Source organism: Gordonia sp. QH-12 (assembly GCF_001578675.1).
Taxonomy (GTDB): Bacteria; Actinomycetota; Actinomycetes; order Mycobacteriales; family Mycobacteriaceae; genus Gordonia; species Gordonia sihwensis.
Map to the genome: position 1 here is coordinate 87,635 of NZ_KQ969291.1, position 25,463 is coordinate 113,097.

25 protein-coding genes and 2 tRNA genes are annotated in these 25,463 nt (G+C 65.3%); 16 read left to right on the forward strand and 11 right to left on the reverse strand.

What is annotated here, in order from left to right:
- Window positions 1-2: 2 nt before the first annotated feature.
- Window positions 3-890, reverse strand: coding sequence for a sterol desaturase family protein (locus Y710_RS10590; protein ID WP_006896751.1), 888 nt, complete (start codon window positions 888-890; stop codon window positions 3-5).
- 199 nt (window positions 891-1,089) lie between these two features.
- Between Y710_RS10590 and Y710_RS10595 the strand changes: the two genes are divergently transcribed.
- Window positions 1,090-1,701: a TetR/AcrR family transcriptional regulator gene (locus tag Y710_RS10595; RefSeq protein WP_331709898.1), complete on the forward strand. Its 612-nt coding sequence runs from the start codon at window positions 1,090-1,092 to the stop codon at window positions 1,699-1,701.
- Between the two features lie 27 nt (window positions 1,702-1,728).
- Here Y710_RS10595 and Y710_RS10600 read toward each other — a convergent pair whose 3' ends face one another.
- Window positions 1,729-2,049, reverse strand: coding sequence for a hypothetical protein (locus Y710_RS10600; protein ID WP_006896753.1), 321 nt, complete (start codon window positions 2,047-2,049; stop codon window positions 1,729-1,731).
- 179 nt (window positions 2,050-2,228) lie between these two features.
- On the opposite strand from Y710_RS10600, the gene sigM reads away from it, so the two are divergent.
- The 5 genes from sigM (at window position 2,229) to Y710_RS10625 (ending at window position 5,971) form a co-directional block, all read left to right on the forward strand.
- Entirely contained in the window at window positions 2,229-2,792 is a 564-nt protein-coding gene (gene sigM, locus Y710_RS10605; RefSeq protein WP_006896754.1) for an RNA polymerase sigma factor SigM, read from the forward strand.
- 105 nt (window positions 2,793-2,897) lie between these two features.
- On the forward strand, window positions 2,898-3,173 hold the full coding sequence (locus tag Y710_RS10610; RefSeq protein ID WP_101841504.1) for a hypothetical protein: 276 nt from the start codon (window positions 2,898-2,900) through the stop codon (window positions 3,171-3,173).
- A gap of 154 nt (window positions 3,174-3,327) precedes the next feature.
- Window positions 3,328-4,272 (forward strand): thioredoxin-disulfide reductase, encoded by a 945-nt coding sequence (trxB, locus tag Y710_RS10615; protein WP_006896756.1) that lies wholly within the window; start codon window positions 3,328-3,330, stop codon window positions 4,270-4,272.
- A 48-nt stretch (window positions 4,273-4,320) separates the two neighbouring features.
- Window positions 4,321-4,656 (forward strand): thioredoxin, encoded by a 336-nt coding sequence (gene trxA, locus Y710_RS10620; protein ID WP_006896757.1) that lies wholly within the window; start codon window positions 4,321-4,323, stop codon window positions 4,654-4,656.
- 163 nt (window positions 4,657-4,819) lie between these two features.
- Window positions 4,820-5,971, forward strand: a complete 1,152-nt coding sequence (locus Y710_RS10625; RefSeq protein ID WP_006896758.1) for an N-acetylmuramoyl-L-alanine amidase — start codon at window positions 4,820-4,822, stop codon at window positions 5,969-5,971.
- On the opposite strand, the gene Y710_RS10630 is transcribed toward Y710_RS10625, so the two are convergent.
- From Y710_RS10630 to rpmH, 9 genes are all read right to left on the reverse strand, one after another.
- The gene (locus tag Y710_RS10630; protein ID WP_006896759.1) at window positions 5,926-6,687 is read right to left on the reverse strand and encodes a hypothetical protein; all 762 of its coding nucleotides are present in this window, start codon (window positions 6,685-6,687) and stop codon (window positions 5,926-5,928) included. The two genes, Y710_RS10625 and Y710_RS10630, sit on opposite strands and share 46 nt — an antisense overlap.
- Window positions 6,688-6,798: 111 nt before the next feature.
- On the reverse strand, window positions 6,799-7,884 hold the full coding sequence (locus Y710_RS10635; protein ID WP_006896760.1) for a ParB/RepB/Spo0J family partition protein: 1,086 nt from the start codon (window positions 7,882-7,884) through the stop codon (window positions 6,799-6,801).
- Window positions 7,881-8,825, reverse strand: coding sequence for a ParA family protein (locus Y710_RS10640; protein ID WP_081598115.1), 945 nt, complete (start codon window positions 8,823-8,825; stop codon window positions 7,881-7,883). The genes Y710_RS10635 and Y710_RS10640 overlap by 4 nt, the downstream gene beginning before the upstream one ends.
- Before the next feature lie 71 nt (window positions 8,826-8,896).
- Window positions 8,897-9,601 (reverse strand): 16S rRNA (guanine(527)-N(7))-methyltransferase RsmG, encoded by a 705-nt coding sequence (gene rsmG / locus Y710_RS10645; RefSeq protein WP_062367449.1) that lies wholly within the window; start codon window positions 9,599-9,601, stop codon window positions 8,897-8,899.
- Between the two features lie 628 nt (window positions 9,602-10,229).
- On the reverse strand, window positions 10,230-10,784 hold the full coding sequence (locus Y710_RS10650) for a Jag family protein (protein WP_062367450.1): 555 nt from the start codon (window positions 10,782-10,784) through the stop codon (window positions 10,230-10,232).
- Window positions 10,785-10,829: 45 nt separating this feature from the next.
- Window positions 10,830-12,005 (reverse strand): membrane protein insertase YidC, encoded by a 1,176-nt coding sequence (yidC, locus tag Y710_RS10655; protein WP_006896764.1) that lies wholly within the window; start codon window positions 12,003-12,005, stop codon window positions 10,830-10,832.
- A 3-nt stretch (window positions 12,006-12,008) separates the two neighbouring features.
- Window positions 12,009-12,326, reverse strand: a complete 318-nt coding sequence (gene yidD / locus Y710_RS18500; protein ID WP_082781294.1) for a membrane protein insertion efficiency factor YidD — start codon at window positions 12,324-12,326, stop codon at window positions 12,009-12,011.
- Window positions 12,323-12,745, reverse strand: a complete 423-nt coding sequence (gene rnpA, locus Y710_RS10660) for a ribonuclease P protein component (RefSeq protein WP_062367451.1) — start codon at window positions 12,743-12,745, stop codon at window positions 12,323-12,325. Before rnpA ends, yidD begins: the two co-directional genes overlap by 4 nt.
- A gap of 25 nt (window positions 12,746-12,770) precedes the next feature.
- On the reverse strand, window positions 12,771-12,914 hold the full coding sequence (rpmH, locus tag Y710_RS10665) for a 50S ribosomal protein L34 (RefSeq protein ID WP_006896767.1): 144 nt from the start codon (window positions 12,912-12,914) through the stop codon (window positions 12,771-12,773).
- Between the two features lie 309 nt (window positions 12,915-13,223).
- Here rpmH and dnaA point away from each other — a divergent pair, with 309 nt between their 5' ends.
- The 10 genes from dnaA (at window position 13,224) to Y710_RS10715 (ending at window position 25,434) form a co-directional block, all read left to right on the forward strand.
- Entirely contained in the window at window positions 13,224-14,843 is a 1,620-nt protein-coding gene (dnaA, locus tag Y710_RS10670; RefSeq protein ID WP_006896768.1) for a chromosomal replication initiator protein DnaA, read from the forward strand.
- A 549-nt stretch (window positions 14,844-15,392) separates the two neighbouring features.
- Window positions 15,393-16,595, forward strand: a complete 1,203-nt coding sequence (gene dnaN / locus Y710_RS10675; RefSeq protein WP_062367452.1) for a DNA polymerase III subunit beta — start codon at window positions 15,393-15,395, stop codon at window positions 16,593-16,595.
- A 41-nt stretch (window positions 16,596-16,636) separates the two neighbouring features.
- Window positions 16,637-17,629 (forward strand): phosphogluconate dehydrogenase (NAD(+)-dependent, decarboxylating), encoded by a 993-nt coding sequence (gene gnd / locus Y710_RS10680; RefSeq protein WP_062367453.1) that lies wholly within the window; start codon window positions 16,637-16,639, stop codon window positions 17,627-17,629.
- A gap of 18 nt (window positions 17,630-17,647) precedes the next feature.
- Window positions 17,648-18,898, forward strand: a complete 1,251-nt coding sequence (gene recF / locus Y710_RS10685) for a DNA replication/repair protein RecF (protein WP_006896771.1) — start codon at window positions 17,648-17,650, stop codon at window positions 18,896-18,898.
- Complete coding sequence (locus Y710_RS10690; RefSeq protein ID WP_006896772.1) at window positions 18,891-19,442, forward strand: DUF721 family protein; 552 nt, start codon at window positions 18,891-18,893, stop codon at window positions 19,440-19,442. Before recF ends, Y710_RS10690 begins: the two co-directional genes overlap by 8 nt.
- Window positions 19,443-19,626: 184 nt before the next feature.
- Window positions 19,627-21,681: a DNA topoisomerase (ATP-hydrolyzing) subunit B gene (gyrB, locus tag Y710_RS10695; protein WP_006896773.1), complete on the forward strand. Its 2,055-nt coding sequence runs from the start codon at window positions 19,627-19,629 to the stop codon at window positions 21,679-21,681.
- Between the two features lie 91 nt (window positions 21,682-21,772).
- Window positions 21,773-24,271 (forward strand): DNA gyrase subunit A, encoded by a 2,499-nt coding sequence (gyrA, locus tag Y710_RS10700; protein ID WP_006896774.1) that lies wholly within the window; start codon window positions 21,773-21,775, stop codon window positions 24,269-24,271.
- A 53-nt stretch (window positions 24,272-24,324) separates the two neighbouring features.
- On the forward strand, window positions 24,325-25,197 hold the full coding sequence (locus Y710_RS10705) for a DUF3566 domain-containing protein (RefSeq protein ID WP_082781295.1): 873 nt from the start codon (window positions 24,325-24,327) through the stop codon (window positions 25,195-25,197).
- 61 nt (window positions 25,198-25,258) lie between these two features.
- Window positions 25,259-25,335 (forward strand) — tRNA-Ile (locus Y710_RS10710).
- Window positions 25,336-25,361: 26 nt separating this feature from the next.
- Window positions 25,362-25,434, forward strand: a tRNA-Ala gene (locus tag Y710_RS10715).
- The last annotated feature ends 29 nt before the right edge of the window (window positions 25,435-25,463 follow it).

A 25,463-nucleotide genomic window follows, 5' to 3' on the forward strand; every position in this document is an offset into this window, starting at 1 on the left:
GCTCACGACGAGACCTTCTCCGGAGCCGGCGCCCACCCGGGCGGACCGAAGACGTAGCCGAGCTTGGCGCGCAGAGACGGGGCCTCGCGGACGTCGCGGGCGATGTTCACGTACTCGTGCGTCTGCAGGGTCCAGATGTTGTAGGTCTCGACGGGCTTGGTGAGCCCGTAGTGCGGCCGGTCGAGTTCGGGCTGGAACGAGCCGAAGAGCCGGTCCCAGACGATGAAGGTGCCGCCGTAATTGCGGTCGAGGTATTCCGGATCGCTGCCGTGATGCACTCGGTGGTGCGAGGGCGTGTTCATCACGAACTCGAAGGGTTTCCACATCTTGTCGATCCGCTCGGTGTGGATCCAGAACTGATAGACGAGGTTCAGCGAGTACACGGCGAAGACCACCGCGGGCGGGAAGCCGAGCAGGGGGAGGGGCGCCCACATGATGATACCCATGCTGTTGTTCCACTTCTGCCGGAGCGCCGTCGCGAAATTGAAGTACTCGCTGGAGTGGTGGGCTTGGTGAGTGGCCCAGACCAGGCGTACCCGGTGGGCGATCCGGTGCTCCCAGTAGAAGAGGAAGTCGAGAGCGATGAAGCCGATCACCCAGGTGTACCAGGCGTCGACCGGCAGATGCCACGGCGCGACGTACGCGAACAGCGCGCTGTACCCGAACAGAGCGACGAACTTCCAGAAGGCCGACGTCCCGATCGAGACGAGCCCCATCAGGATCGACGTCCGCGCGTCCCTGCGCTCATAGGAGCCCTTGGGCGGCCGGCCGTCGCCGTCCTCCCGCTCCAACTTGGCCGCGGCGTAGGTCTCCAACAGCAGCAGAACCGCGAAGAACGGGATCGCGAGCACCGTCGGCTCCCGCATCGGTTCGGGCAGGAAGTCCAGCAATCTCCACCCCTCCAGAACGCACGGACGGATTGTTCTCGTCCGATTTATTTGACACAGTACCGTGTCAGATATGCGGTGCCAACCCCTGGCCCGAATCGCCTCGGCGGTAGAATCTGATTCGATGAACAAAAACAGTGGTGGGCGAACATACGGGGGTGTGTCCGCCGCGGAGCGACAGAAACAACGACGATCCGCGCTCGTGGAAGCGGGTGTGGAGTTGTTCGGCACCGAGGGATACGTCAACGTCTCGGTCAAGAAGATCTGCGACGAAGCCGGTCTGACGCAGCGGTACTTCTACGAGTCGTTTCCCGACCGAGTGAATCTTCTTGCAGCGGTGTACCAGCGTTGCGTCGACATCGCTCGCAGCGCGACGATCGCGGCGGCCACCGAGGTCATCGATCGCGCCGGCGTGGCCGACGGACCGGTTCCGGCGGCTGTCATCCCGATCCTCGCCGAGGAGGCATTGGGCGGCTTCATCAACAGTCTCGTGGAAGATCCGCGGCGGGCGCGGGTCATCCTCATCGAGGTGGTCGGCGTGGCACCCGAGATCGAGAAGTTGCGGCTCGGCGCCATTCACGACTGGGCCGATCTGATCGCCGGATTCGCGAGCAACGGACGGCCGACCACTCCGAAGCAGAAGCTCGCGGCCATCGGCCTCGTCGGCGCCATCACGCAGTTGCTCGTCGACTGGCAGATGGCACTGACCGACCCGATCAACGAGCAGGCCGGCCCCGATCTGTTCCAGGTGGACTCGGTCCACGATGTGGTCACCGAGATGTTCGTCGCCACCTACGACAAGATCTTCGGCTGAGCCGGCCGCCGTCGCACCGGGCGACGGTCAGCGGTTCGCCGTGAGACGCTCACGGATCCGTGTGCACGCGTCGTCCAGTTCCGCGATCACGAACAACCACTCCGAACCGTCACCGAGGGTGAGACACAGACGATCGGCCTTGCCGCCGGAGAGCAGCCTGCCGGTTCCCGGCGCCGACCCGACGGCTGCCACGAACTTCAGCGCGACCGAGAAGCGCGCGCCGGCGGCTCGCTTCGACTTCGGCTCGAAGACGACGTGCGTCTTGGTCAGCGCCAGCTCACCGGGAACGGCCATCCGGCCCATCGATCGGGCGGCCCGCCAAGCGGCCAAGGGCTTGTCGTCGCTCATGAGACCAGCCTAGTAAGAGCGGCGGCGACAACGGCACCGAGGCGGACAGAGCCTCGAGAACACACTCTGATGTGCATAAGTCGGCTTCACCGCGCGATTCGTCCACAGGTTCGCCAACAACCATCCACAAAGTGAGGAAAAGCTCGAATCCGGCACTGTTTCGCGCTTAGTGTCGTCGCATGACTCGGGGGATCATCGATCAGAAGACCGATGCGCACTTGCTTCGCGCACACATCGGGGGCGACGCCGGAGCGTTCCGCGAACTGTACGAACGGCACCGGAATCATCTCTGGGCCATCGCCTTACGCACCACAGGCAATGAGGACGACGCCGCGGACGCGATGCAGGACGCGTGGATCTCCATCTACCGCACGGCCACCTCCTACCGAGCCGACGCATCAGTGTCGAGCTGGTTGCACAAGATCGTCGTGAACTCCTGCCTCGACCGCCTGCGCCGCATCCGCTGTCACGAGACCATGCCCCTCATCGAGTTCGAGTCGGCACTGCTCGCCGACGAACGCGACTACACGGTCGGGATCGACGTCGGACTGTCGATCGGCCGAGCTCTCGACGTACTGCCGCCCGACCAGCGGGACGCCGTCATTCTCGTCGACTATCACGGATACTCGATCCGCGACGCCGCGGCGATCCTGTCGGTGGCCTGCGGGACGGTCAAGAGCCGCTGCTCCCGCGGCCGGGCCAAGCTCGCGATGGTTCTCGAGTATCTGGACGATGACTGTTAGGGCTCCGGCCGACTCACCGGAGATCATCGCCGGAACCGATTCGTCGGCACGTGCGTCTAAGTAGTGTGGATGGCGACGACGGACGATAGGCGATTCTCAAAGATCATGGTTCCTTCAGCGAAGCACCGGGCGGGCCGCCCCGCGCCTGAGCCGCCGTACTCGACGGAGCTGCTGGCGGATCTGCACGCGGACGCACTCGAGCCCGAAGTCGCCGCACACGTCCGGAGTCGGCTCGCCGCCGATCCGCACGCCGCTCAAGTGCTCGCCGCGCTCGATCGCGTGCAGACGGAGCTGCGAGAACGCGGGCAGTCGGCGGCGCCGATGCCCGATGCGATCGCGGCCCGTCTCGATTCCGTGATCGACCGACTCACCGGTGGCTGAACCGTCGCGCCGAACGGCTCCTCGGTGAGGTGCGCCGCACCGGAACGCACACGCGGGAACATCGCGCCATACTCTGGTGTTGACTGATGCGTCTGCCCGGCGTCATCGCACGATGCAGGCCGCACCGAGCGGACTACGCGACAACGGAGGATTGATGAGCGACAACCAGAACCAGATCCATGACGTGATCATCGTCGGGTCGGGGCCTGCCGGCTACACGGCGGCGATCTACGCTGCCCGGGCCGAACTGTCGCCGTTGGTCTTCGAGGGCATCTCCTTCGGCGGCGCCCTCATGACGACGACCGAGGTCGAGAACTTCCCCGGCTTCCAGAAGGGGATCCAGGGTCCCGAACTGATGGACGAGATGCGCGAGCAGGCGCTCCGCTTCGGAGCCGACCTGCGCATGGAGGAGGTCGACGCCCTGCGGCTCGAGGGCGAGATCAAAGAGGTCGAGGTCGCCGGCGAAGTCCACCGGGCCCGCAGCGTCATCCTCGCGATGGGGGCGGCGGCACGTTATCTGAACGTCCCGGGCGAGCAGGAACTGCTCGGCCGCGGTGTCTCCGCATGCGCCACCTGCGACGGCTTCTTCTTCCGGGACCAGGACATCGCGGTGGTCGGTGGCGGCGACTCAGCGATGGAGGAAGCGACCTTCCTGACCAAGTTCGCGAAGTCGGTCACGCTGATCCACCGCCGCGACGAGTTCCGCGCCTCGAAGATCATGCTCGAACGCGCTCGCGAGAACGAGAAGATCCGATTCATCACCAATGCGACCGTCTCGGCGGTCAAGGGCGAGAACACCGTCACCGAACTGGAGCTCACCGACACCGAGACCGGAGAGGTCCGGACGCTCGACGCGACGGGAATGTTCGTCGCGATCGGTCACGATCCGCGAAGCGATCTCGTCAAGGGACAGGTCCAGCTCGACGACGACGGTTACGTCAAGGTCGTCGGCCGCACCACGTACACCAACCTTCCCGGCGTCTTCGCTTGCGGCGATCTCGTCGACCACACCTACCGACAGGCGATCACCGCCGCCGGCAGCGGCTGTTCGGCCGCTATCGACGCCGAACGATGGCTCGCCGACCAGGCCCACGCCTGACCGAACCTCACGCCGGCCATCCGAGCCGACGACCATTCAGGAGGAAGAATGTCTGAGAACACCGTTGCAGTCACCGACGCGACCTTCGCCGGCGACGTGATCGAGGCCTCCGGGTCCAAGCCCGTCCTCGTCGACTTCTGGGCCACCTGGTGCGGCCCCTGCAAAATGGTGGCTCCGGTGCTCGAGGAGATCGCCCGCGACAACAGCGACAAGCTGACCGTCGCGAAGGTCGACGTCGACCAGAACCCGAACGTCGCCCGCGAGTACCAGATCATGAGCATTCCCACGCTCATGCTCTTCTCCGGCGGTAAGCCGGTCAAGACCATCATGGGCGCCAAGCCCAAGGCGGCTCTGCTTCGCGAACTGTCCGACGTCCTCGCCTGACATCGCTGCCGATCGGCCCACGCCCGCACCCGGGCCGTGGGCCGATCGTCACAGAACGGCGCGATCATTTGTCGCGCCCGGCGCTGGCTGAGAGAATGGTGCGAGTCTCGGATCAGCAATGCCTCGGTCCGGGTCGGCGGTATCGAGAGAGTGGGAAGTACGTATGCAGGTGTTGCGTCTGGGGGACCACGGTTCTGCGGTAGCCGAGATCAGGGCCATTCTGGCCACCCGTGGATTACTGCCCGACGCTGCACCCACCCCGCCGTCCACCACGCAGGGCCCCTGGTCGCCGCCCGAGGCGGTCTTCGACAAGGCCTGCGACCGTGCGGTGCGCGCCTTCCAGCAGGAACGCGGACTGATCGTCGACGGGATCGTCGGATACGCCACCTACACCGCCCTGCGCGAAGCCTCGTACCGTCTGGGCGCCCGCATTCTGCTCTACCGGCTCTCCGCGCCGATGACGGGCGACGACGTCGCCACGCTCCAGTCGCGCCTGCAGAATCTCGGCTACTACCACGGACTGGTGGATGGAATCTTCAGCGAGGTGACGCACCACGCCGTCTGCCTGTACCAGACCGAGTACGGTCTCTCGTCCGACGGCATCTGCGGGCCCGCGACGCTGCGATCACTGGAACGTCTCGGCACCCGCGTCACCGGCGGCTCGCCGCACGCGATCCGCGAGGAGGAGCACGTTCGCAAGTCCGGTCCGCAGCTCACCGGTAAGCGAATTCTGATCGATCCCGGCGACGAGAGCCCCATCGGGAACGAGAACACCCTGCTCTGGGATCTGGCGGCCCGTCTCGAGGGCCGGATGTCCGCCGCGGGTATGGAGACATTCCTGTCGCATGACGCGAAGACGACCCCGACCGACGACGACCGTGTGCGGGTGGCCAATCTCGCCGATGTCGACCTGATGATCTCGTTGCGAACCGGCCATTACCCGAACGAGAAGGCCAGCGGGCTCGCGACGTTCTACTTCGGCAACACGCACGGTTCCTACTCCACGATCGGGCGCAATCTCGCCGGGTACATCCAGCGGGAGATCGTGGCACGCACCGGCTTCCTCGACTGCCGCAGCCACCCACGGACCTGGAACATCCTGCGCTCCACGCGGATGCCGGTCATCGTGATCGAAGCCGGCTACATCACCAATCCTCACGACGCCGCGCAGCTGAGCGACCCCGCCATCCGCGACACCATCGCCGAAGCCGTCCTGGTCGCAGTCAAGCGGCTGTACCTGCTCGGTGAGAACGACCGGCCGACCGGAACTTACACGTTCGCCGAACTGCTTGCGGCAGAACAGGTCACCGGCTGACTGATCGGGTCCGCCAGCATTTCCGCCGGCGGGGTCTCCACCAGTTTCCGGAGCGCACGCTCCACCTGGCTCTTCCAACCCAGGCCCTCGTCGAGTTCGAGCCTCAGACGCGGCAGGTACGGGTCGTCGGCGACCACCTCGAACCCGAAGTCCGTCAGCAGTCGGGTCGGCAGAATGCACCGGCGGCACACGTCAGCGGCCAGGCCGCTGCCGAGAAGCAACGTCACCAGATCCATCGCGAGGGACTCGTCGTCGCCGCTGAAACCGAACGCCTCCACCGCGCGCACTCCGCGCCGGACGAGGTCGGCCACGACGGCGTCGAGCAGTGCCGTCGACTCGCTCTCGAAGCCCGGTTCCATGCGAATCGTAGTGAGTAGAACGGCATCCGCACCGACCGGGGCGGTGGGGAAGTGCTGCGCGCGGGGCACCCGTCCCGGCGGGGAGTAGAAGGCGGCACCGACGACTCGTCCGGTCGTGGGTTCCACAGCGACCTGACAGCACACACCCCATTCCAGCAGCAGTCCCGACAGCCAAGCCTCTTTGTCGAACTCACTCTCGGGTCCGGCGGAGTCCGTGCGCTTATCACCTCCGGTGATCACCGTGTCGATCGCGGGCGACCCACCGGTCCGATCGACCTCCCAGAAGACGCAACGACGGGAATGCAGCGGCAGAGTCTCGAAGTCTTCGAGCTCCAGTGGCACCACAGACAGACCCATCGCTGCGGTCTCCTCCTTCTCGCGGCGGAAGATCGTCAAGGTTTAGCGCCACACATGGACGCCGTCACAGTGACGAAACAGCCACGTATTCTCGTATACCCCTTTGCGGGACTACTTTTCGGTCTGTTCGGCGATCACATTGACGATCCGCTCCAGATCGTCGACCGATCCGAATTCGATCGATACGCGTCCCTTCCGCTTACCCAGGCTCACCGTCACCTTGGTATCGAGACGATCGGACAGCCGGTTCGCCACATCCTGCAGCCCCGGCATCTCCATCGGCTTCCGCTTCTTCGCGGCGGGCTTGTCGTCGACGCCGTCCCGATTCGCGAGAGTGACTGCTTCCTCCGTGGCTCGGACCGACAGTCCCTCCGCGACGATCCGCGCCGCCAGTGCCTCCTGTGCGTCGGCACCCGCTTCCAGAGCGAGGAGTGCGCGAGCATGCCCGGCGGAGAGGACACCGGCCGCAACCCTGCGCTGGACCGGAATCGGGAGCCGCAGCAGCCGGATCATGTTGGTGATCACCGGGCGTGATCGACCGAGCCGAGTGGCGAGCTCTTCGTGTGTCACGTCGAACTCTTCGAGCAACTGCTGATAGGCGGCGGCCTCTTCGAGTGGGTTCAGCTGTGCTCGGTGAATGTTCTCCAGCAGAGCGTCTCGGAGCAGATCGCCATCCGGGGTCTCCCGAACGATGGCCGGGATGGTCTCCAGGCCCACATTGCTGCCGGCGCGCCACCGTCGTTCGCCCATGATGAGCTGATAGCGCGCGCCATTCGCGCCGGGGGAGGGGAGCTCCCGCACCACGATCGGTTGCATGAGACCGAACTCCCGAATCGAGTGCTCGAGTTCGGAGAGCGCCTCCTCGTCGAAGACTGTGCGCGGCTGCTTCGGGTTCGGCTCGATATCGCTCGGTGCGATCTCACGGTAGACGGCGCCGATCTCGTCTGCTCCACCGCTCGCGGAAGAGGCCTGTGACGCTGAGGGCGCGGGACCGGTCGGCGCGAGGAGATCCGACGATGGCTTCTCCGCCACCGCAGCACCGACCTTCGGTGATCCGCCACCGATGACGACGTCCGCGGCGGCGGAACCCATCTTCGTGGTATTCACACCGTGATCGTCATCGCTCGGCCCCGTAGGAATCAGTGCTGCCAGACCTCGTCCCAGACCTCCGCGACGTTGAGTGTCTCGCTGACTCATACCGTTCCTCCTACAGCAGCGCCTCGCTCCGCCAGCTCACGGGCGGCGTCGAGATAACTCATGGATCCACGTGAACCCGGGTCGTACTCGATGATCGTCATACCGAAGCCCGGAGCTTCGGAGACCTTCACACTGCGGGGAATGATCGTCGACAGCACCTTGTCGCCGAAGTGATTCCGAACCTCCGCAGCCACCTGATCCGCGAGCTTGGTGCGGCCGTCATACATGGTCAACAGAATGGTCGACACATGCAGTTCCTTGTTCAGATGTGCCTGGACGAGTTCGATATTCCGCAGCAGCTGGCCCACGCCCTCGAGCGCGTAATACTCGCACTGGATCGGAATGAGGACTTCACGGGCCGCGACCATCGCGTTGACCGTCAACAGCCCGAGCGACGGAGGGCAGTCGATCAGCACGTAGTCGATCTCGAGCTCGGCCAGCACGGCCGGATCGAGGGCATTTCGCAGGCGACTCTCGCGCGCTACGACGGAAACCAACTCGATCTCGGCGCCGGCGAGATCGAGAGTTGACGGCACGCAGTACAACCGATCGTTCGCCGGCGACTTCTGGATCGCTTCCCGCAGCGGCACGTCGTCGAGAAGCATCTCGTATACAGACGCGATTCCCGGCTTGCGATGGTCGATGCCCAGGGCCGTACTCGCATTACCCTGCGGATCGAGATCGATGACCAGGACCCCGAGGCCGTGCAGCGCGAGGCCGGCCGCAAGGTTCACGGCGGATGTCGTCTTTCCGACTCCACCCTTCTGGTTCGCGATAGTCATCACCCGCGGCTGTGGCGGTCGGGGGAGCCTGCCGGTGCCGCCGGGGGTCAAAACCTGGCTCGCGCGGGCTGCTGCGGTCGCTATCGGGGTGTCGTCGTAGCTCTGCACTGGCGGTACTGGTGGCGTTTCACGTGAAACGCTGGGCTCGTGGTTGGGCACCCCGGAACTCCTTCGGTCAGTGCTTCCATTGTGCGCCCTCCGGCGAAATGACACCAATTCTTGAGCCTCCATCAGTTCCGGCGGGCAGCCCGACGGGCCGCCCGCGCATCACGTGCTGTCTCATTCCGCCGCCCGACTATCAACGTGGTCGGCGTCTCCAGCATCGTCCCGCATTGAGCCACTGCCAGATCCCGGATCCCGGACCTCATCACCTTCTCCCAATCGCGAGCGATCTCGTCAGGCGCAGACTGCCCCTTCAATGCGACCAATCTGCCGCCTCCTCGGATCAGGGGAGCGGACCATTTCGCCAGCCGTTCCAGCGGCGCGACAGCCCGCGACGTGACTACATCCGCCGGCTCCACGGCCTTCAGCACCGCCTTCTCTTCGGCGCGACCGCGTACCACCGTCACGTTGTCGAGTGGAAGCCCGGAGACCACTTCCTCAAGAAAGGTGGTCCGGCGAAGCAACGGCTCGATGAGAGTGACCGCCAAGTCCGGACGAGCGATCGCGAGGGGGATACCGGGCAAGCCCGCGCCGGACCCGATGTCGATGACGCTCGCACCATCCGGAATCTCCTCGGAGACAACGGCACAGTTGAGCAGGTGCCTGGTCCAGAGTTGCGGCAGTTCACGGGGACCGATGAGTCCGCGGACCACGCCCTCCTCAGACAGAATCTGCGCGTACTTCTCGGCCGGCGGCAGTCGTTCGCCGAATATGGCCGCAGCGATCTCCGGCGTCGATTCGGCAGCCGCCGGCGTCGGGTCATCCTCTGACATCTATTCATCCCTTCGATGTTCCACGTGGAACACGGCCGTTGTGGTGCCCGATCGGTTGAGTGGTTTCACGTGAAACCCGCTCCGCTCGCGAGCCGCGATCCTGAAGCACGCAGCAGATCCACGATCGAGACAACTACCGGCCACCCTGCTAGGGGAGCGGACACGCTCAGGGCAAGCACACATCTGAGGACAGACTTCGCACCGTAGCCGGACAGCCTCATTCAGTTTAGTCCGCACCGACCCGCCACCCGACGTCGGGAACCGATTTCCACAGGTTGCCGATCTAACCCACAACCTGACGCCACCCGTCGACCGGAGCTTCAGCCCCTGGTCTTGTTCCACGTGAAACACAGGGCCAGCCGCGAACAGCGCTGATCGAGCTGGACAGTCGGACGCGGGCGCGGGTTTCACGTGAAACGCGCTCAGAGCATCTGATGACGCCGACCCGGAGAATCACACTGACGTAAGTCAAAACAACCGAATGGGAGAGTTTCAGACAAGGCCTTAGACCCTGGACCCATAAAGTCACTGTGTCGAAAAGACGATCCCCGCGACACCCTGTTGTCAGAGCGTTGCGGGGATCGTCTGCGGATATCCAACCGGGGCTAACCCCGGATCAGGGGAGTCGTCATTCCTTGATGACGACCACACGGCGGTTCGGCTCCGCCCCCTCACTCTCGCTGTAAACTCCGTCAACCGCGGCGACGGCGTCGTGCACGATCTTCCGCTCGAAGGGAGTCATCGGGTCGAGCGACTCACTCTCGCCCGAATCCCGCACACGCTCGGCGACCTCGTTGCCGATGCGAGCGAGACGGTCGCGGCGATCAGCACGCCAGCGGCTGATGTCGAGCATCAAGCGGCTGCGGTCACCGGTCGACTGCTGCACAGCCAGTCGCGTCAGCTCTTGGAGTGAGTCGAGCACCTCGCCGTTGCGACCGACGAGCTTGGTCAGGTCCTTGCCGCCGTCGATGCTGACGATCGCTCGGTCACCGTCGACGTCGAGATCGATGTCGCCGTCGAAGTCGAGAATGTCGAGCAACTGCTCGAGATAGTCGCCGGCGATCTCGCCCTCCTCGACCAACTGATCCTCTTCATCGATCTCGTCGAGATCAGCGTCCTGCTCGATGGGCTCCACAGGATCGACCTGTTCAGTGTCGTCACTCGACACAGTCTGGTCCGTCATCTTCTACCTCACTTAATGGAAACGTCTGAATGAGTCGCGGCGCCGTCAACGGCCGCCGGGCCGACCCTTCTTCTTATTGCGCTTGCTGCCGGATTTCCTGGCTCCGCCCGGCTTCGCTTGACTCGGCTTCTGCCCGGGAGACGGCTTGTTGGCCGCCGGCTTGGTCGTGCCCTGGCGCTTGGCTGGACTCGACTTCTTGCCGCCGGCGGACTTCGTCTCATCTGACGCGTCGTCCACTTCACCGTCGACGACCGCAACCGTGGTCGGTGCCCTCTTCGTCTTGTCGGGTCGGGCGCCGGGCTTCGGTGCTGCGGCCCTGAGCCGCTCTTCCTTCGCGGCCTTCGCCTCTTCTTCTTCACGTGCGATGCGTCCGAAGACGATGTGCTGCTGGCCGTAGGTCCAGAGGTTGTTGCTGACCCAGTACAGGAGGATGGCGACCGGGAAGAACGGACCAGTGACCAGAATGCCCAGCGGGAAGACGTACAGTGCGAGCTTGTTCATGATCCGTGTCTGAGGATTGTCCATCGCCTCAGCACTCTGCCGCGCGACCGAGGCCCGCGAGTTCATATGCGTGGCGATCGAGGCCACGATCATCAGCGGGATCACCACGGCGGCGATCTGCCAGCGCGAGAAGTCGATGGGCTGGCCAGGATCGACGAACGCCTTGAACTGGTCGACCGGTTCGGTGATGTACGACGAGAGCGGAACACCGAACAGTCGCGCATCCAGGAAGTTCTGCACCTGGTCGGCACTGAAGACGTAGTTGGCGGTATTGCGGGTCTGCTCGGCAGTCATGCCGCCGCTGGCCGAACCGCCGATCGGCATCGAGGTGCCCGCACCCATCCGGTTGAACGAACGCAACACGTGGAACAGACCGATGAAGACCGGGATCTGCATGAACATCGGCAGACACCCGAGGAGTGGATTGAAGCCGTGCTCCTTTTGGAGCTTCTGCATCTCCTCGGTCATCTTGACCCGGTCGTTGGCGTACTTCTTGCGAATCGCCTGCATCTGCGGGTTGATTTCCTGCATCTGCTTCGTCGTGCGGATCTGCTTTACGAACGGCTTGTACAGAATCGCGCGGAGGGTGAAGACCAGGAACACCACCGACAGGGCCCACGCTATTCCGTCCCAGCCGGGGGAGTTCGGCATGATGCTGTCGAACAGCCAGTGCCAGACCCACATGATCCAGGACACCGGGTAGTAGATGAAGTTGAGCACGGCTCACTTACCCCTATCTGAAGTTGGTGCGGTGGCACCACTGTTTGAAGTCTTGCTGCGCAGCCACTCCACGGGTCCTCGTTCGGGGACCGGGTCGTAACCGGGCTTGTGCCACGGGCCGCACTTCAGCAGGCGCCACGTCGCGAGTACCGAGCCCCACACGAATCCGTGTTTGTCGAGCGCTTCGACGGCGTAGCCGCTGCAGGTGGGTTCGAACCGACAGGTGGGCATTCGAGTCGGCGAGATCCACGTCCGGTAGAGCTCGATGACGAAGATCAAGCTCGCCCGCGGGAGACGATAGAGCCGCTGTCCGAGACTCATGGGACGACCGTTCCCCGGTCCGCACGCGCACAGGCAGCGGCCACCTTGCGGTGGGCGAACGCGCCGCGCAGCGTCTCGGCCAGTTCGGAACTCGAACGATCCACGATTCCGGGGTGCGCTCGCAGTACCACGAAGGTCTCCGGCGGGAGCACCGAAGGCGCACTCTCGGCGAAGGCACGACGAAGGCGTCGTGCGGTCCTGTGACGGATCACGGCGTTACCGACCTTCTTCGAGATGATCAGGCCGAGCCACGGCCCACCGTGCAGGGCCACGTCCGGGCGCAATCGACTCCCGTCCGGCCACGCCGGTGCGACCGGCGCCACGTGAACTGTCAGATCACGTGCCGAAACCCGCACACCCTTGGAGAGTGTGCGGGTGAAATCGGACTTCCTAGAAATCCGCGCCGAGTCGGCCGACACCGATTGCCCGGGCCGGATTCGCGACTCAGGCGGTCAGCTTGGCGCGGCCCTTGGAACGACGTGCGTTCACGATGGCGCGACCGGCGCGAGTCCGCATACGCAGACGGAAGCCGTGCACGCGAGCGCGACGACGGTTGTTCGGCTGGAAGGTGCGCTTCCCCTTGGCCACTGGAAACTCCTCGTGTTGGAACTGCAGGCGGTCTTCGGCCCCTCATGGATCGGCCGGGGCCGAGCTCGTGATGAGCGCGCGTTACCGCAGTCCATGTACAGGCGACCTTTCGAGGGTACTGGCCCCCGGAAACCAAATCAAACGACGGGTTACCTGCAGATATCTCCAGACCCGAATTACACCTGTGGGATTTGTTCACAGAACAATCCACAGGTGTGGACAACTTTGTGGACAACTCGCGCCGAGACCCGCGTTCGTGGCACCCTCTAGGTCTGAAACGATCCGATTCGACCAAACGAGGGGGAGCCAGTGGCCGGCGACCGGGAGTCATTCTCCGACATCTGGAACGCAGTCGTCGCTGATCTGTCGGCCAACACCGGTCCGGCCGAGGTGGAGCCGCTCACCCGACAGCAACGAGCCTGGTTGTCGCTGGTCCAGCCGCTGACGATGATCGAAGGATTCGCACTGCTGGCCGTCCCCAACACGCTCGTGCAGGAGCAGATCGAACGGAATCTGCGCGACGCGGTGCGCCTCACACTCAGTCGACACCTCGGCCAGAGCGTCGACATCGCGGTCCGCGTCGCCGAGCCGGAGGAGATCTCTCCCCAGCCCGTGGATGGTGCGGAAGCGGCTGGGGATACTCATCCACACTCAGGCGCCACAGGTGCAACAAACGTCACACCGGAACCATTCGTTCCGAGCTCCCCGTACGACGCCGCGAACGCCGCCGGCCCGGCGATCCCGACACCGACCTATCCCGCGAGTCCCGCGATCCCGTCCGACGAGCAGCTCGCGGCGCTGAACTACCCGCAGTCGGCGCCGCCGTCGCGTCCGGTGGAACCGCGCGAGTGGTCGAACTACTTCGAGCAGCGAGAGACGAGCGCACCAGACAACGGCACCACCTCACTGCATCCGAAGTACACCTTCGACACCTTCGTCATCGGCGCGTCGAATCGATTCGCACACGCCTCGGCCGTGGCCGTGGCCGAGAATCCGGCGCGCGCCTACAACCCGATGTTCATCTGGGGCGAGTCCGGCCTGGGCAAGACCCACCTGCTGCACGCCGCGGGCCACTACTCGCAACGACTCTTCCCCGGCATGCGCGTGAAGTACGTGTCGACCGAGGAGTTCACCAACGACTTCATCAACTCTCTGCGCGACGACCGCCGCGTCGCCTTCAAGCGCAGGTACCGCGACATCGACATGCTGTTGATCGACGACATCCAGTTCCTGGAGGGCAAGGAGGGCATCCAGGAGGAGTTCTTCCATACGTTCAACACGCTGCACAATGCGAACAAGCAGATCGTCGTCTCCTCCGACCGGCCGCCCAAGCAGCTCGCGACACTCGAGGACCGGCTCCGCACCCGGTTCGAGTGGGGCCTCATCACCGACGTCCAGCCACCGGACCTGGAGACGCGCATCGCGATCCTCCGCAAGAAGGCCCAGATGGACAAGCTCGCGGCACCGGACGACGTCCTCGAACTGATCGCGTCGAAGATCGAGCGCAACATCCGCGAGCTGGAGGGCGCCCTCATCCGAGTGACCGCGTTCGCCTCTCTCAACAACACAGAACTCGACATCACCCTGGCAGAGGTGGTGCTCAAGGCGCTGATCCCGGACTCGGGTCCGATGGACGTGAGCGCCGCGAGCATTGTGGCGGTGACCGCTGACTTCTACGATCTCTCGATCGACGATCTCTGCGGTCCGAGCAAGGTCCGTGCACTGACGCTGCCGCGGCAGATCTCGATGTATCTGTGCCGTGAGCTGACGGATCTGTCGTTGCCGAAGATCGGTGAGACCTTCGATCGCGACCACACCACGGTGATGCATGCGGACAAGAAGATCCGCAAGGAGATGCATGAGAACCGCAACATCTACGACCAAGTGCAGGAGTTGACCGCGCGCATCAAGCAGCGCGCGAACCGCTGATCGGTACACTGGCGCGCACTCTCGACGTCGGCGGCAGACTCTGACGAGTCCGCCGCCGACTTTTTTCACGATTCCTCCGCGAGGGGGACCCCATGGAAAAGCCCAGGACGCGCGTGCGTCGCACGTGTGGATGATCTGGTGACAACAGGGGCGATTTCTGTGGACAACAGGTGCGTGTCGGTTGAACAGTTAGATCCGTCCACAACCGCCCCGATTCATCCACCGCCCTCGTCCACCGGGAGTCCACACCTCGTCGGAGGCCGTGACCAGCACAGACGAGCTGTTACCCACAGAACTCACACCGCCTATTACTAAGAAGATTTCTTCTTTGAAGAACATCTTTTAAAAGAAGCTGTGTGCATACACAGCCTGCGGCGACCGCGCGACCGCGTCCGCTTCGCCGGACGCTCCGAAGTCGCGACCGAGTTATCGATCCGGTTCCGCATCCGAGGCCGAAGCGCTCTACAGTGGGGTTCTGCGACCAACCACCGCCGGGCCCTGCTGCACCCTGCGCCAGACCCGGCATGTCGAGAAGGGGTTACACCACCGATGAAGTTTCGTGTCGTGCGTGACGAGTTCGCCGATGCTGTCGCGTGGGTGGCCCGGAGCCTGCCTTCCCGGCCGCCCGTCCCTGTTCTCGGCTGCGTCGTCCTGACCGCGGACGAGCACGGACTCCAGGTAGCCGGTTTCGACTACGAGGTCTCGGCCACCCAGACCATCTCGGCCGAAGTCGCCGAAGGCGGAAAAGCCCTGGTCTCGGGCCGGCTGCTCGCCGACATCACCAAGGCGCTGCCCAACAAGCCGGTCGACGTCACGATCGACGGCAGCCGCGTCGCGATCAGCTGCGGCAGTGCCAAGTTCTCGCTGCCGACGATGCCGGTCGAGGACTACCCCGAGCTGCCCGAAGTGCCGCAGAACACCGGATCGGTTCCTGCAGAGCTGTTCTCCGAAGCCGTCTCGCAGGTGGCCGTGGCCGCGGGCAAGGACGACACCCTGCCGATGCTGACCGGTGTTCGCGTCGAGATCGACGGCGACAAAGTGGTTCTCGCGGCCACCGACCGCTTCCGGCTCGCGGTCCGCGAGCTGCAGTGGAACCCGGCGGATGCGAGTGCGGCCGGTGCGGCGCTCGTTCCCGCCAAGACCCTCTCCGAAGCCGCGAAGTCGGCCGGCGCCGACGCCACCGGCAACGTCGAACTCGCGTTCGGCGCCGTGAACGCGATCGGCTCCGAGGGGATGCTCGGCATCACCGACAACGCGAAGAAGACCACCACCCGGCTCCTGGACGCGGAGTTCCCGAAGTTCCGCCAGCTGTTTCCGGCCAACCACACCTCGATCGCGGTGGTCGAGAGCGCCCCGCTGATCGAATCCATCAAGCGCGTCTCACTGGTGGCCGAACGCGGCGCCCAGGTGCGGCTCGACTTCTCCAGCGACTCGGTGCTGCTCACCGCGGGCGGCGACGAAGCCGGAAAGGCCGAGGAAGAGCTGCCTGTCCAGTTCTACGGCGAACCGATCATCATCGCGTTCAACCCCCACTATCTGCTCGACGGACTGGCGGCGATCGGCACCGACACGGTGGAGTTCGGGTTCACCAACCCGGAACCGGACGGCTCGGGCCAGCGTCGCGCGGCGATCCGCCCGGCGGTGCTGCGGCCGTCGTCCGGTGACGAGCCGGCCGCCGACGAGTCGGGTGCTTACGCCGCGTCGGCGAGCGAATTCAGCTATCTGCTGATGCCGGTCCGTCTCCCGGGCTGAGCCTCTGCAGCCGACCTGAATCCCTTCCCGGAGAGGACGCCATGCAACTCGGACTCGTAGGACTCGGCAAGATGGGCGCCAACATGCGCACCCGACTGAGGGCCGCCGGACACGAGGTGGTCGGCTACGACCCGCGGCCGGAGGTGTCGGATGCGGAGAGCCTCGAGGCGATGGTCGGAGCGTTGTCGACTCCGCGCGCAGTGTGGCTGATGGTTCCCGCCGGGGACATCACCAGGCAGAACGTCGCCGCTCTCGCCGATCTTCTCGCTCCGGGCGACATCGTCATCGACGGCGGCAACTCGCACTACTCCGACGATCGGCCCCACGCGGATCTGCTCGCCGAGCGCGGTATCGGGTACCTCGACTGCGGAGTCTCGGGTGGCGTGTGGGGTCTCGAGAACGGCTACGGTCTCATGGTCGGCGGCTCAAAGGCCGACGTCGAGACGGTGATGCCGATCTTCGACGCTCTCCGTCCGGACGGAGAGCGTGAAGACGGCTTCGTGCACGCCGGCCCCGTCGGCGCCGGTCACTACGCGAAAATGGTGCACAACGGCGTCGAGTACGGGCTGATGCACGCCTACGCCGAGGGGTACGAACTGCTCGATGCCGAGCCGCTGATCGAAGATGTGACGGGCACGCTCCGGGCCTGGACCCAGGGTACGGTGGTGCGGTCGTGGCTGCTGGAACTGCTGGTCCGGGCGCTGGACGCCGATCCCGGCCTCGCCGGGATCTCGGATTACACCACTGATTCCGGCGAAGGTCGCTGGACGGTGGAGGAGGCGATCAGGCATGCGGTGCCCGCGAACGTGATCTCGGCGGCACTCTTCGCCCGATTCGCCTCGCGGCAGGACGAGTCGCCGGCGCTGAAGGCCGTCTCGGCTCTGCGGAACCAGTTCGGCGGCCACGCGATGATCGACACCGCTGGTCAGAGCATCGGCGAGACCGCTGGTCAGAGCTCCGACGAGACCGGTGGTCAGAGCATCGACGAGACCGGTGGTCAGAGCTCCGGCGAGCCCGCAACGCCGAACTCGTGACGGCGAGGTAGCGGTTCGTTGTTCGTTCGCGAGCTGACTCTGCGCGACTTCCGGTCCTGGCCGCACGCGCAGTTCACGTTGTCGCCCGGGACCACGGTCTTCGTCGGTCGCAACGGTTTCGGCAAGACCAATCTCCTCGAATCGCTGTTCTATGTCGCGACCCTGCGCTCGCATCGGGTCTCGTCCGACGCTCCGCTGGTGCGGACCGACGCCGAGGCGGCTCGGGTGACAGCAACGGTGGAGAACGACGGCCGCGAACTCACCGTCGAGCTGACGATCCCGGCCCAGGGCGCCAACAAGGCGACGATCAACACGCGACCGGTTCGGCGCACCCGCGAAGTGCTCGGAATCCTGCGTGCGGTGCTGTTCGCACCCGAGGACCTCGCACTCGTGCGCGGCGAACCGGGGGAGCGTCGCCGCTTCATCGACGAACTGGTGGCGCAGCTGCGACCGCTCGCGGCGGGCGCGAAGGCCGACTACGACCGGGTTCTCCGACAGCGATCCGCGCTGCTCAAGACTGCGAGTGCGGCGATGCGCCGGGGCGGGTCACAGGCCGATTCGGTGCTCGGCACCCTGGACGTGTGGGACGCCCAACTCGCCGAGACGGGTGCGCAGGTCACCGCCTCCCGCATCGCGGTGGTGCGGCAGCTCGCCCCGTTCGTCACCGAGGCCTACTCGTCGATCGCCCCGCACTCGAGGCCCGCGCACATCTCGTACCGGTCCGCCGCCGGCGCCGCCGTCGACGCCAGCCCAGGCGGTGACGACGCGGTGCCCGCGATCCGCGACATCCTCGCCGAGCGTCTCGCCGAACTGCGCAGCAAGGAGATCGAGCGGGGGATGTGCCTGGTGGGACCGCACCGCGACGACCTCCTGCTCGGTCTCGGCGACGAACCCGCGAAGGGTTTCGCCAGCCACGGCGAGAGCTGGTCGTTCGCGCTGTCGCTGCGGCTCGGCAGTGTCGAACTGCTGCGGGCCGACGGCGTCGAACCGATCATCATGCTCGACGACGTCTTCGCCGAACTCGACGTCACCCGGCGCAGACTGCTGGCCGAGTTCACCTCCGGCGCCGATCAGCTGCTGATCACCGCCGCCGTCGCCGACGACATCCCCGAATCGATCGGCGGACGCCGGATCTGTGTCGGAGTCACCGACGATGATGGTCGCAGGCACTCGGTGGTGACCGCCGACGACGCGCCCGAAGGGGGACCGACCTCGGCCGGGGCGTCCGGCGCGGATACCGCTCCGGACGAGGGGAGTGATGATGACTGACGAGAAACCCACTGTGCAGCCGGAGGGGCTGTCGGGGTACGACCTCGCGAGGGCTGCTCTGGAAGAGGCCCGGGCGCTGGCCCGCGCTCAGGGCAAACCCGTCGGCATGGGACGGTCAGCACCCATCAGAAGCAGGCGCCGGACCAGTGATCGATCGCGTCGGCGCTGGTCAGGAGCAGGTCCGGACCCTCGCGACCCGCAACCGCTGGGAAGCATGGTCGGCAGGGTCGCCAAGCAGCACGGCTGGGAGTCCCGCATCTCCGAGGGCGCGCTGTTCGGCATGTGGCCGTCGATCGTCGGCGACGACATCGCCTCCCACGCCGACCCGACGAGGCTCGAGGGAACCGTCCTGCACGTCAGGGCCGAGTCGACGGCGTGGGCCACACAGCTGCGGTACATGCAGGGTCAGATCATCGCGAAGATCGCGAAGGTGATCGGCCACGGAATGGTGACGAGTCTGCGGATCACCGGCCCCCAGGCGCCGTCCTGGCGGAAGGGGCCGCGGCACATCTCCGGACGCGGTCCGCGCGACACGTACGGCTGAGCCGCGCAACGATCGCCCGATTTCGACACGAGAGGCTTTAAACCGGATCGACCCATGATCGGTCCCGGCTTGAACCAAGTTCGTCGGTCTCCGTCGCTACTGGGGCGTGGTAAACGCGGCTCTGGGTTGATTACCAAGTACACTGGTCGGTAACTGTCCCCAACACGAATGGGAGCTGACCGGAGTGGCAGACACCAGCGGCAACGCACCTAAGAAGTCAGGCAAGTCAAAGCCGAGCGAATACGGTGCCGACTCGATCAGCATCCTCGAGGGTCTGGAAGCTGTCCGCAAGCGTCCCGGCATGTACATCGGTTCCACCGGTGAGCGCGGTCTGCACCACCTGATCTGGGAAGTCGTCGACAACTCGGTCGACGAGGCGATGGCCGGCTACGCCACCCGCGTCGACGTGACCCTGCTGGCCGACGGCGGCATCCGCGTCGTGGACGACGGTCGTGGCATGCCCGTCGGCATGCATGCGACGGGTGTGCCCGCGGTGGAGGTCATCATGACCCAGCTGCACGCCGGCGGTAAGTTCGACTCCGATTCATACGCGGTGTCGGGCGGTCTGCACGGCGTCGGCATCTCGGTGGTCAATGCGCTGTCCACGAAGGTCGAGCTGGAGATCAAGCGCAACGGTTCGGTGTGGCGGCAGACGTACACCAACGCCGAGCCGGGTCCGCTCGTCGAGGGCGAGGCCGCGTCCGGCACCGGGACCAGCGTCTCCTTCTGGGCCGACGGGAAGATCTTCGAGACCACCGAGTACAACATCGAGACGATCGCCCGGCGGCTCCAGGAGATGGCCTTCCTGAACAAGGGCCTCACCATCACCCTGACCGACGAGCGGGTCCACGAGGCCGTGCTCGAGGCAGAGGTGGAGGAGTCGGAGGACGGCGACGCCAGCATCAAGACCGAAGAGCAGAAGGCTACGGCCATCGCTAAGGTCAAGACGCGGACGTACCACTACCCGGACGGCCTCATCGACTACATCAAGCACCTCAACAGCCGCACCAAGGCCCCGATCCACAAGACCGTCGTCGGCTTCACCGCCAAGGGTGAGGGCCACGAGGTCGAGATCGCGATGCAGTGGAACGAGGGATACGCGGAATCGGTCCACACCTTCGCCAACACCATCAACACCGCTGAGGGCGGTACTCACGAAGAGGGCTTCCGCGCGGCGCTGACCAGCACGGTCAATCGGTATGCGATCGACAAGAAGCTCATCAAGGAGAAGGACGGCAAGCTCTCCGGCGACGACATCCGAGAGGGTCTGGCCGCCGTCATCTCCGTCAAGGTGGCCGACCCGCAGTTCGAGGGCCAGACCAAGACCAAGCTCGGTAACACCGAGGTCAAGAGCTTCGTCCAGAAGACGTGCAACGAGCACCTGGCGATGTGGTTCGACGCGAACCCGGCCGAGGCCAAGACCATCATCCGCAAGGCCGCGGATTCGCAGCAGGCCCGACTCGCGGCGCGTCGCGCACGTGAGCTCGTCCGCCGCAAGACCGCGACCGACATCGGCGGCCTGCCCGGCAAGCTCGCCGACTGCCGCAGCAACGACCCCAGCAAGTGCGAGGTCTACATCGTGGAGGGCGACTCCGCGGGCGGTTCCGCCAAGTCGGGCCGCGACTCGATGTACCAGGCGATCCTGCCGCTGCGAGGCAAGATCATCAACGTCGAGAAGGCCCGCATCGACCGCGTTCTCAAGAACGCCGAAGTCCAGTCGATCATCACCGCCTTCGGCACCGGCATCCACGATGAGTTCGACATCAGCAAGCTGCGCTATCACAAGATCGTGCTGATGGCCGACGCCGACGTCGACGGTCAGCACATCGCGACGCTGCTGCTCACGCTGCTGTTCCGCTTCATGCGGCCGTTGATCGAACAGGGACACGTCTTCCTCGCGATGCCCCCGCTGTACAAGCTCAAGTGGCAGAAGGGCGCCGAGCCGGAGTTCGCGTACAACGACCGCGAGCGCGACGCGCTGCTCGAGGCCGGCCGCGCCGCGGGCAAGAAGATCAACCCGGACGACGGCATCCAGCGTTACAAGGGTCTGGGCGAGATGAACGCCAGCGAGCTGTGGGAGACCACGATGGATCCGGAGGTCCGCGTCCTCAAGCAGGTCACCCTCGACGACGCCGCTGCCGCCGACGAACTGTTCTCGATCCTCATGGGCGAGGACGTGGTGGCACGCCGCACCTTCATCGCGCGCAACGCCAAGGACGTTCGCTTCCTCGACGTCTGATCCGTCCACCGACTTCGACTCCGCGGATCCCGGCAGTGCCGGGGACCGCACCCGATGCCAGCACGCGGCGTTGGCCGCAGGAAAGTGATTCATGAGCGACGAAACTGATCTGCCAGAGAACAACGGCGGGGACCGCATCGAGCCCGTCGATCTCGGGCAGGAGATGCAGAACAGCTACATCGACTACGCCATGAGCGTGATCGTCGGACGCGCCCTGCCGGAGGTCCGCGACGGCCTCAAGCCGGTGCACCGCCGGCTTCTGTACGCATCATTCGACGCCGGTTTCCGTCCCGACCGCGGCTACGTGAAGTCGGCCCGCCCGGTGTCGGAGACGATGGGTAACTACCATCCGCACGGCGACAGCTCGATCTACGACGCGCTGGTGCGTCTGGCGCAGCCGTGGTCGATGCGGTACCCGCTCATCGATGGTCAGGGCAACTTCGGTTCGCGAGGCAACGACGGCGCCGCCGCCATGCGATACACCGAGGCCCGACTCACTCCGCTGGCCATGGAGATGCTGCGCGACATCACCGAGGAGACCGTCGACTTCATCCCGAACTACGACGGCAAGACGCAGGAGCCGACGGTGCTGCCGTCGCGCGTCCCGAATCTGCTGATCAACGGTTCCGGCGGCATCGCGGTCGGTATGGCGACCAACATCCCGCCGCACAATCTGCGCGAGGTCGCGGACGCCGTGTTCTGGGCGTTGGAGAACCCGGAGGCCGACGAGGAGGCGACGCTCGCCGCCTGCATGGAGGCCGTCAAGGGGCCGGACTTCCCGACCGCCGGACTGATCGTCGGCAGCCAGGGCATCCGCGATGCCTACATGACCGGCCGCGGCAGCATTCGGATGCGCTCGGTGGTCGACATCGAGGAGGTCAAGGGCACCACTCAGCTGGTCGTCACCGAGCTCCCGTACCAGGTGAACCCGGACAATCTGATCAGTTCGATCGCCGAGCAGGTCAACGACGGCAAGCTCAAGGGCATCAGCAAGATCGAGGATCAGTCGTCCGATCGTGCCGGCCTGCGCATCGTCATCACCCTGCGACGTGACGGCGTGGCTCGCGTGGTGCTCAACAACCTGTACAAGCACAGCCAGCTGCAGACCAACTTCGGCGCCAACATGCTGTCGATCGTCGACGGTGTGCCGCGCACCCTGCGGCTCGACCAGATGATCCGCCTCTACGTGGCGCATCAGATCGACGTCATCATCCGGCGCACCCGGTACCGGCTGCGCAAGGCCGAGGAGCGCGCACACATCCTGCGCGGCCTGGTGAAGGCGCTCGACGCGCTCGACGAGGTCATCGCCCTCATCCGCGCGTCGGCCAACACCGAGGCGGCACGGACCGGCCTGATGGATCTGCTCGACATCGACGAGATCCAGGCCGATGCGATTCTGGCCATGCAGCTGCGTCGACTCTCGGCTCTCGAGCGGCAGAAGATCATCGACGAACTCGCCGAGATCGAGCGCGAGATCGCCGACCTGAAGGACATCCTGGCCCGCCCGGAACGCCAGCGCGCCATAGTCAGGGACGAACTCAAGGAGGTCGTCGACAAGTACGGCGACGATCGCCGCACCCGGATCATTCCGGCCGAGGGCGATGTGACCGACGAGGACCTGATCGCCCGCGAGGACGTCGTCGTCACGATCACCGAGACCGGGTACGCCAAGCGCACCAAGACCGATCTCTACCGCAGCCAGAAGCGCGGAGGCAAGGGAGTCCAGGGCGCCGGATTGAAGCAGGACGACATCGTCGCCCACTTCTTCGTCTCGAGCACCCACGACTGGCTGCTGTTCTTCACCACCAAGGGTCGCGTCTACCGCGCCAAGGCCTACGAACTGCCGGAGGCCAACCGCACCGCCCGTGGCCAGCACGTCGCGAACCTGCTGGCCTTCCAGCCGGAGGAGCGGATCGCGCAGGTGATCCGGATCTCCGGCTACGACGACGCGCCGTACCTGGTGCTCGCCACCCGCAACGGACTGGTCAAGAAGTCGCGGCTGGACGCCTTCGATTCCAACCGCTCCGGCGGCATCGCGGCGATCAATCTGCGCGGCGACGACGAGTTGGTCGGCGCGCGACTGTGCAGCGCCGACGACGACCTGCTGCTGGTGTCGAAGAAGGGTCAGTCGATCCGATTCACCGCGGACGACGAGACGCTGCGGCCGATGGGACGTCAGACCTCGGGTGTGCAGGGTATGCGGTTCAATGCCGACGATGAGTTGCTCAGCCTCACCGTCGTCCGGCCCGACACCTTCCTGCTGGTCGCGACGTCGGGCGGCTACGCCAAGCGGACCGACATCGAGGAGTATTCGGCGCAGGGCCGCGGCGGCAAGGGCGTGCTGACGATCCAGCACGATCCCAAGCGCGGCGACCTGGTGGGTGCTCTCGTCGTCGATCTCGACAGCGAGATCTACGCGATCACCTCCAGTGGAGGCGTGATCCGCACCAAGGCCAAGCAGGTCCGAAAGGCCGGCAGGCAGACCAAGGGCGTGCGCCTGATGAATCTGTCCGAGGGCGACAACCTCATCGCGATCGCGCGCAATGCGGACGAGCCCGATGAGGACGAGGGCGCGGCAGACGACAACTAGCCCATCTCAGCGGTTAGGGTTTGGGGTAGTACCCGTTCAGTGAGGAATCGCCTGTGAGCACACCGAATCAGCCGGACGACAAGAACGTCGAACGCGGGGTCGTGCCCCCGCCGTGGAAGCGTGCGGAGACCTCCGCCGCGACCGGGCTGACCGCGGGGGAGATGGCCAAGGCCGCCGGGACGGTCGGCGACGACCGTCCCGGCGGTCCGCCCCCGCGCGGCGTTGTGTCGGGTGCTTCCCCGCGGACGGAGTCGAAGCCACCGGTCCCGTCGAGTCCGCCTTCCGGTCCGATGCCGGCGGTCAAGGCTCAGCAGGGGCCGACGCCTCAGCCCGGGAAGCCCGGTCCTGCGGGACCGCCGGCCGGCCCCCAGCCGGGTGCGAACCAGCCGGGTGCCAAGCCCGCCCCCTTCGTCGAGTCGGAGACGCGGAACATTCCGCGCGAGGATCTCGCGCCGAAGGACGAGCTGCCCGATCTGGACTCCATTCATCACACCGAGCAGGCGAAGGAACAGGCCATCGCCCGCGCCGCGAGTCAGACGATCCCCGCCCGGGCCGTCGGCACGCCGCTGCGTGCCGCGGTTCAGATCCGCCGCGTCGACCCGTGGTCGGTGTTCAAGGTGACCGGGGTCCTCTCGGTCGCGGGGTTCTTCATCTGGATGATCGCCGTCGCCATCCTCTACGGCGTGCTGGGCGGCATGGGTATCTGGGATCAGATCAACAGTTCCTTCGGCACGCTCGTCAGTGCAGACGGCAGCACCAGCGGTCAGGACTTGATCAGCGGCGGCCAGGTATTCATGTTCAGTGCGCTCTTCGGTGTCGTCGCTGCGATTCTTCTCACAGCCCTCGCCACCATCTCGGCCTACATCTACAACGTGTGCGCGGACATGGTCGGTGGTGTCGAGGTGACGCTCGCGGATCTCGACTAGCGCTGTGACCAGCCGTTTTGGAGATGTATCGCGGTTCGGGTAATCTTCATTCTCGGTTCAAGGGCCTATAGCTCAGGCGGTTAGAGCGCTTCGCTGATAACGAAGAGGTCGGAGGTTCAAGTCCTCCTAGGCCCACCAGAATTCACCGGCCGGTGACCCGGCACGGGGCCTTAGCTCAGTTGGTAGAGCGCCGCCTTTGCAAGGCGGATGTCAGGAGTTCGAATCTCCTAGGCTCCACAATTTCGACAGAAGTCAGAGCTACTCCC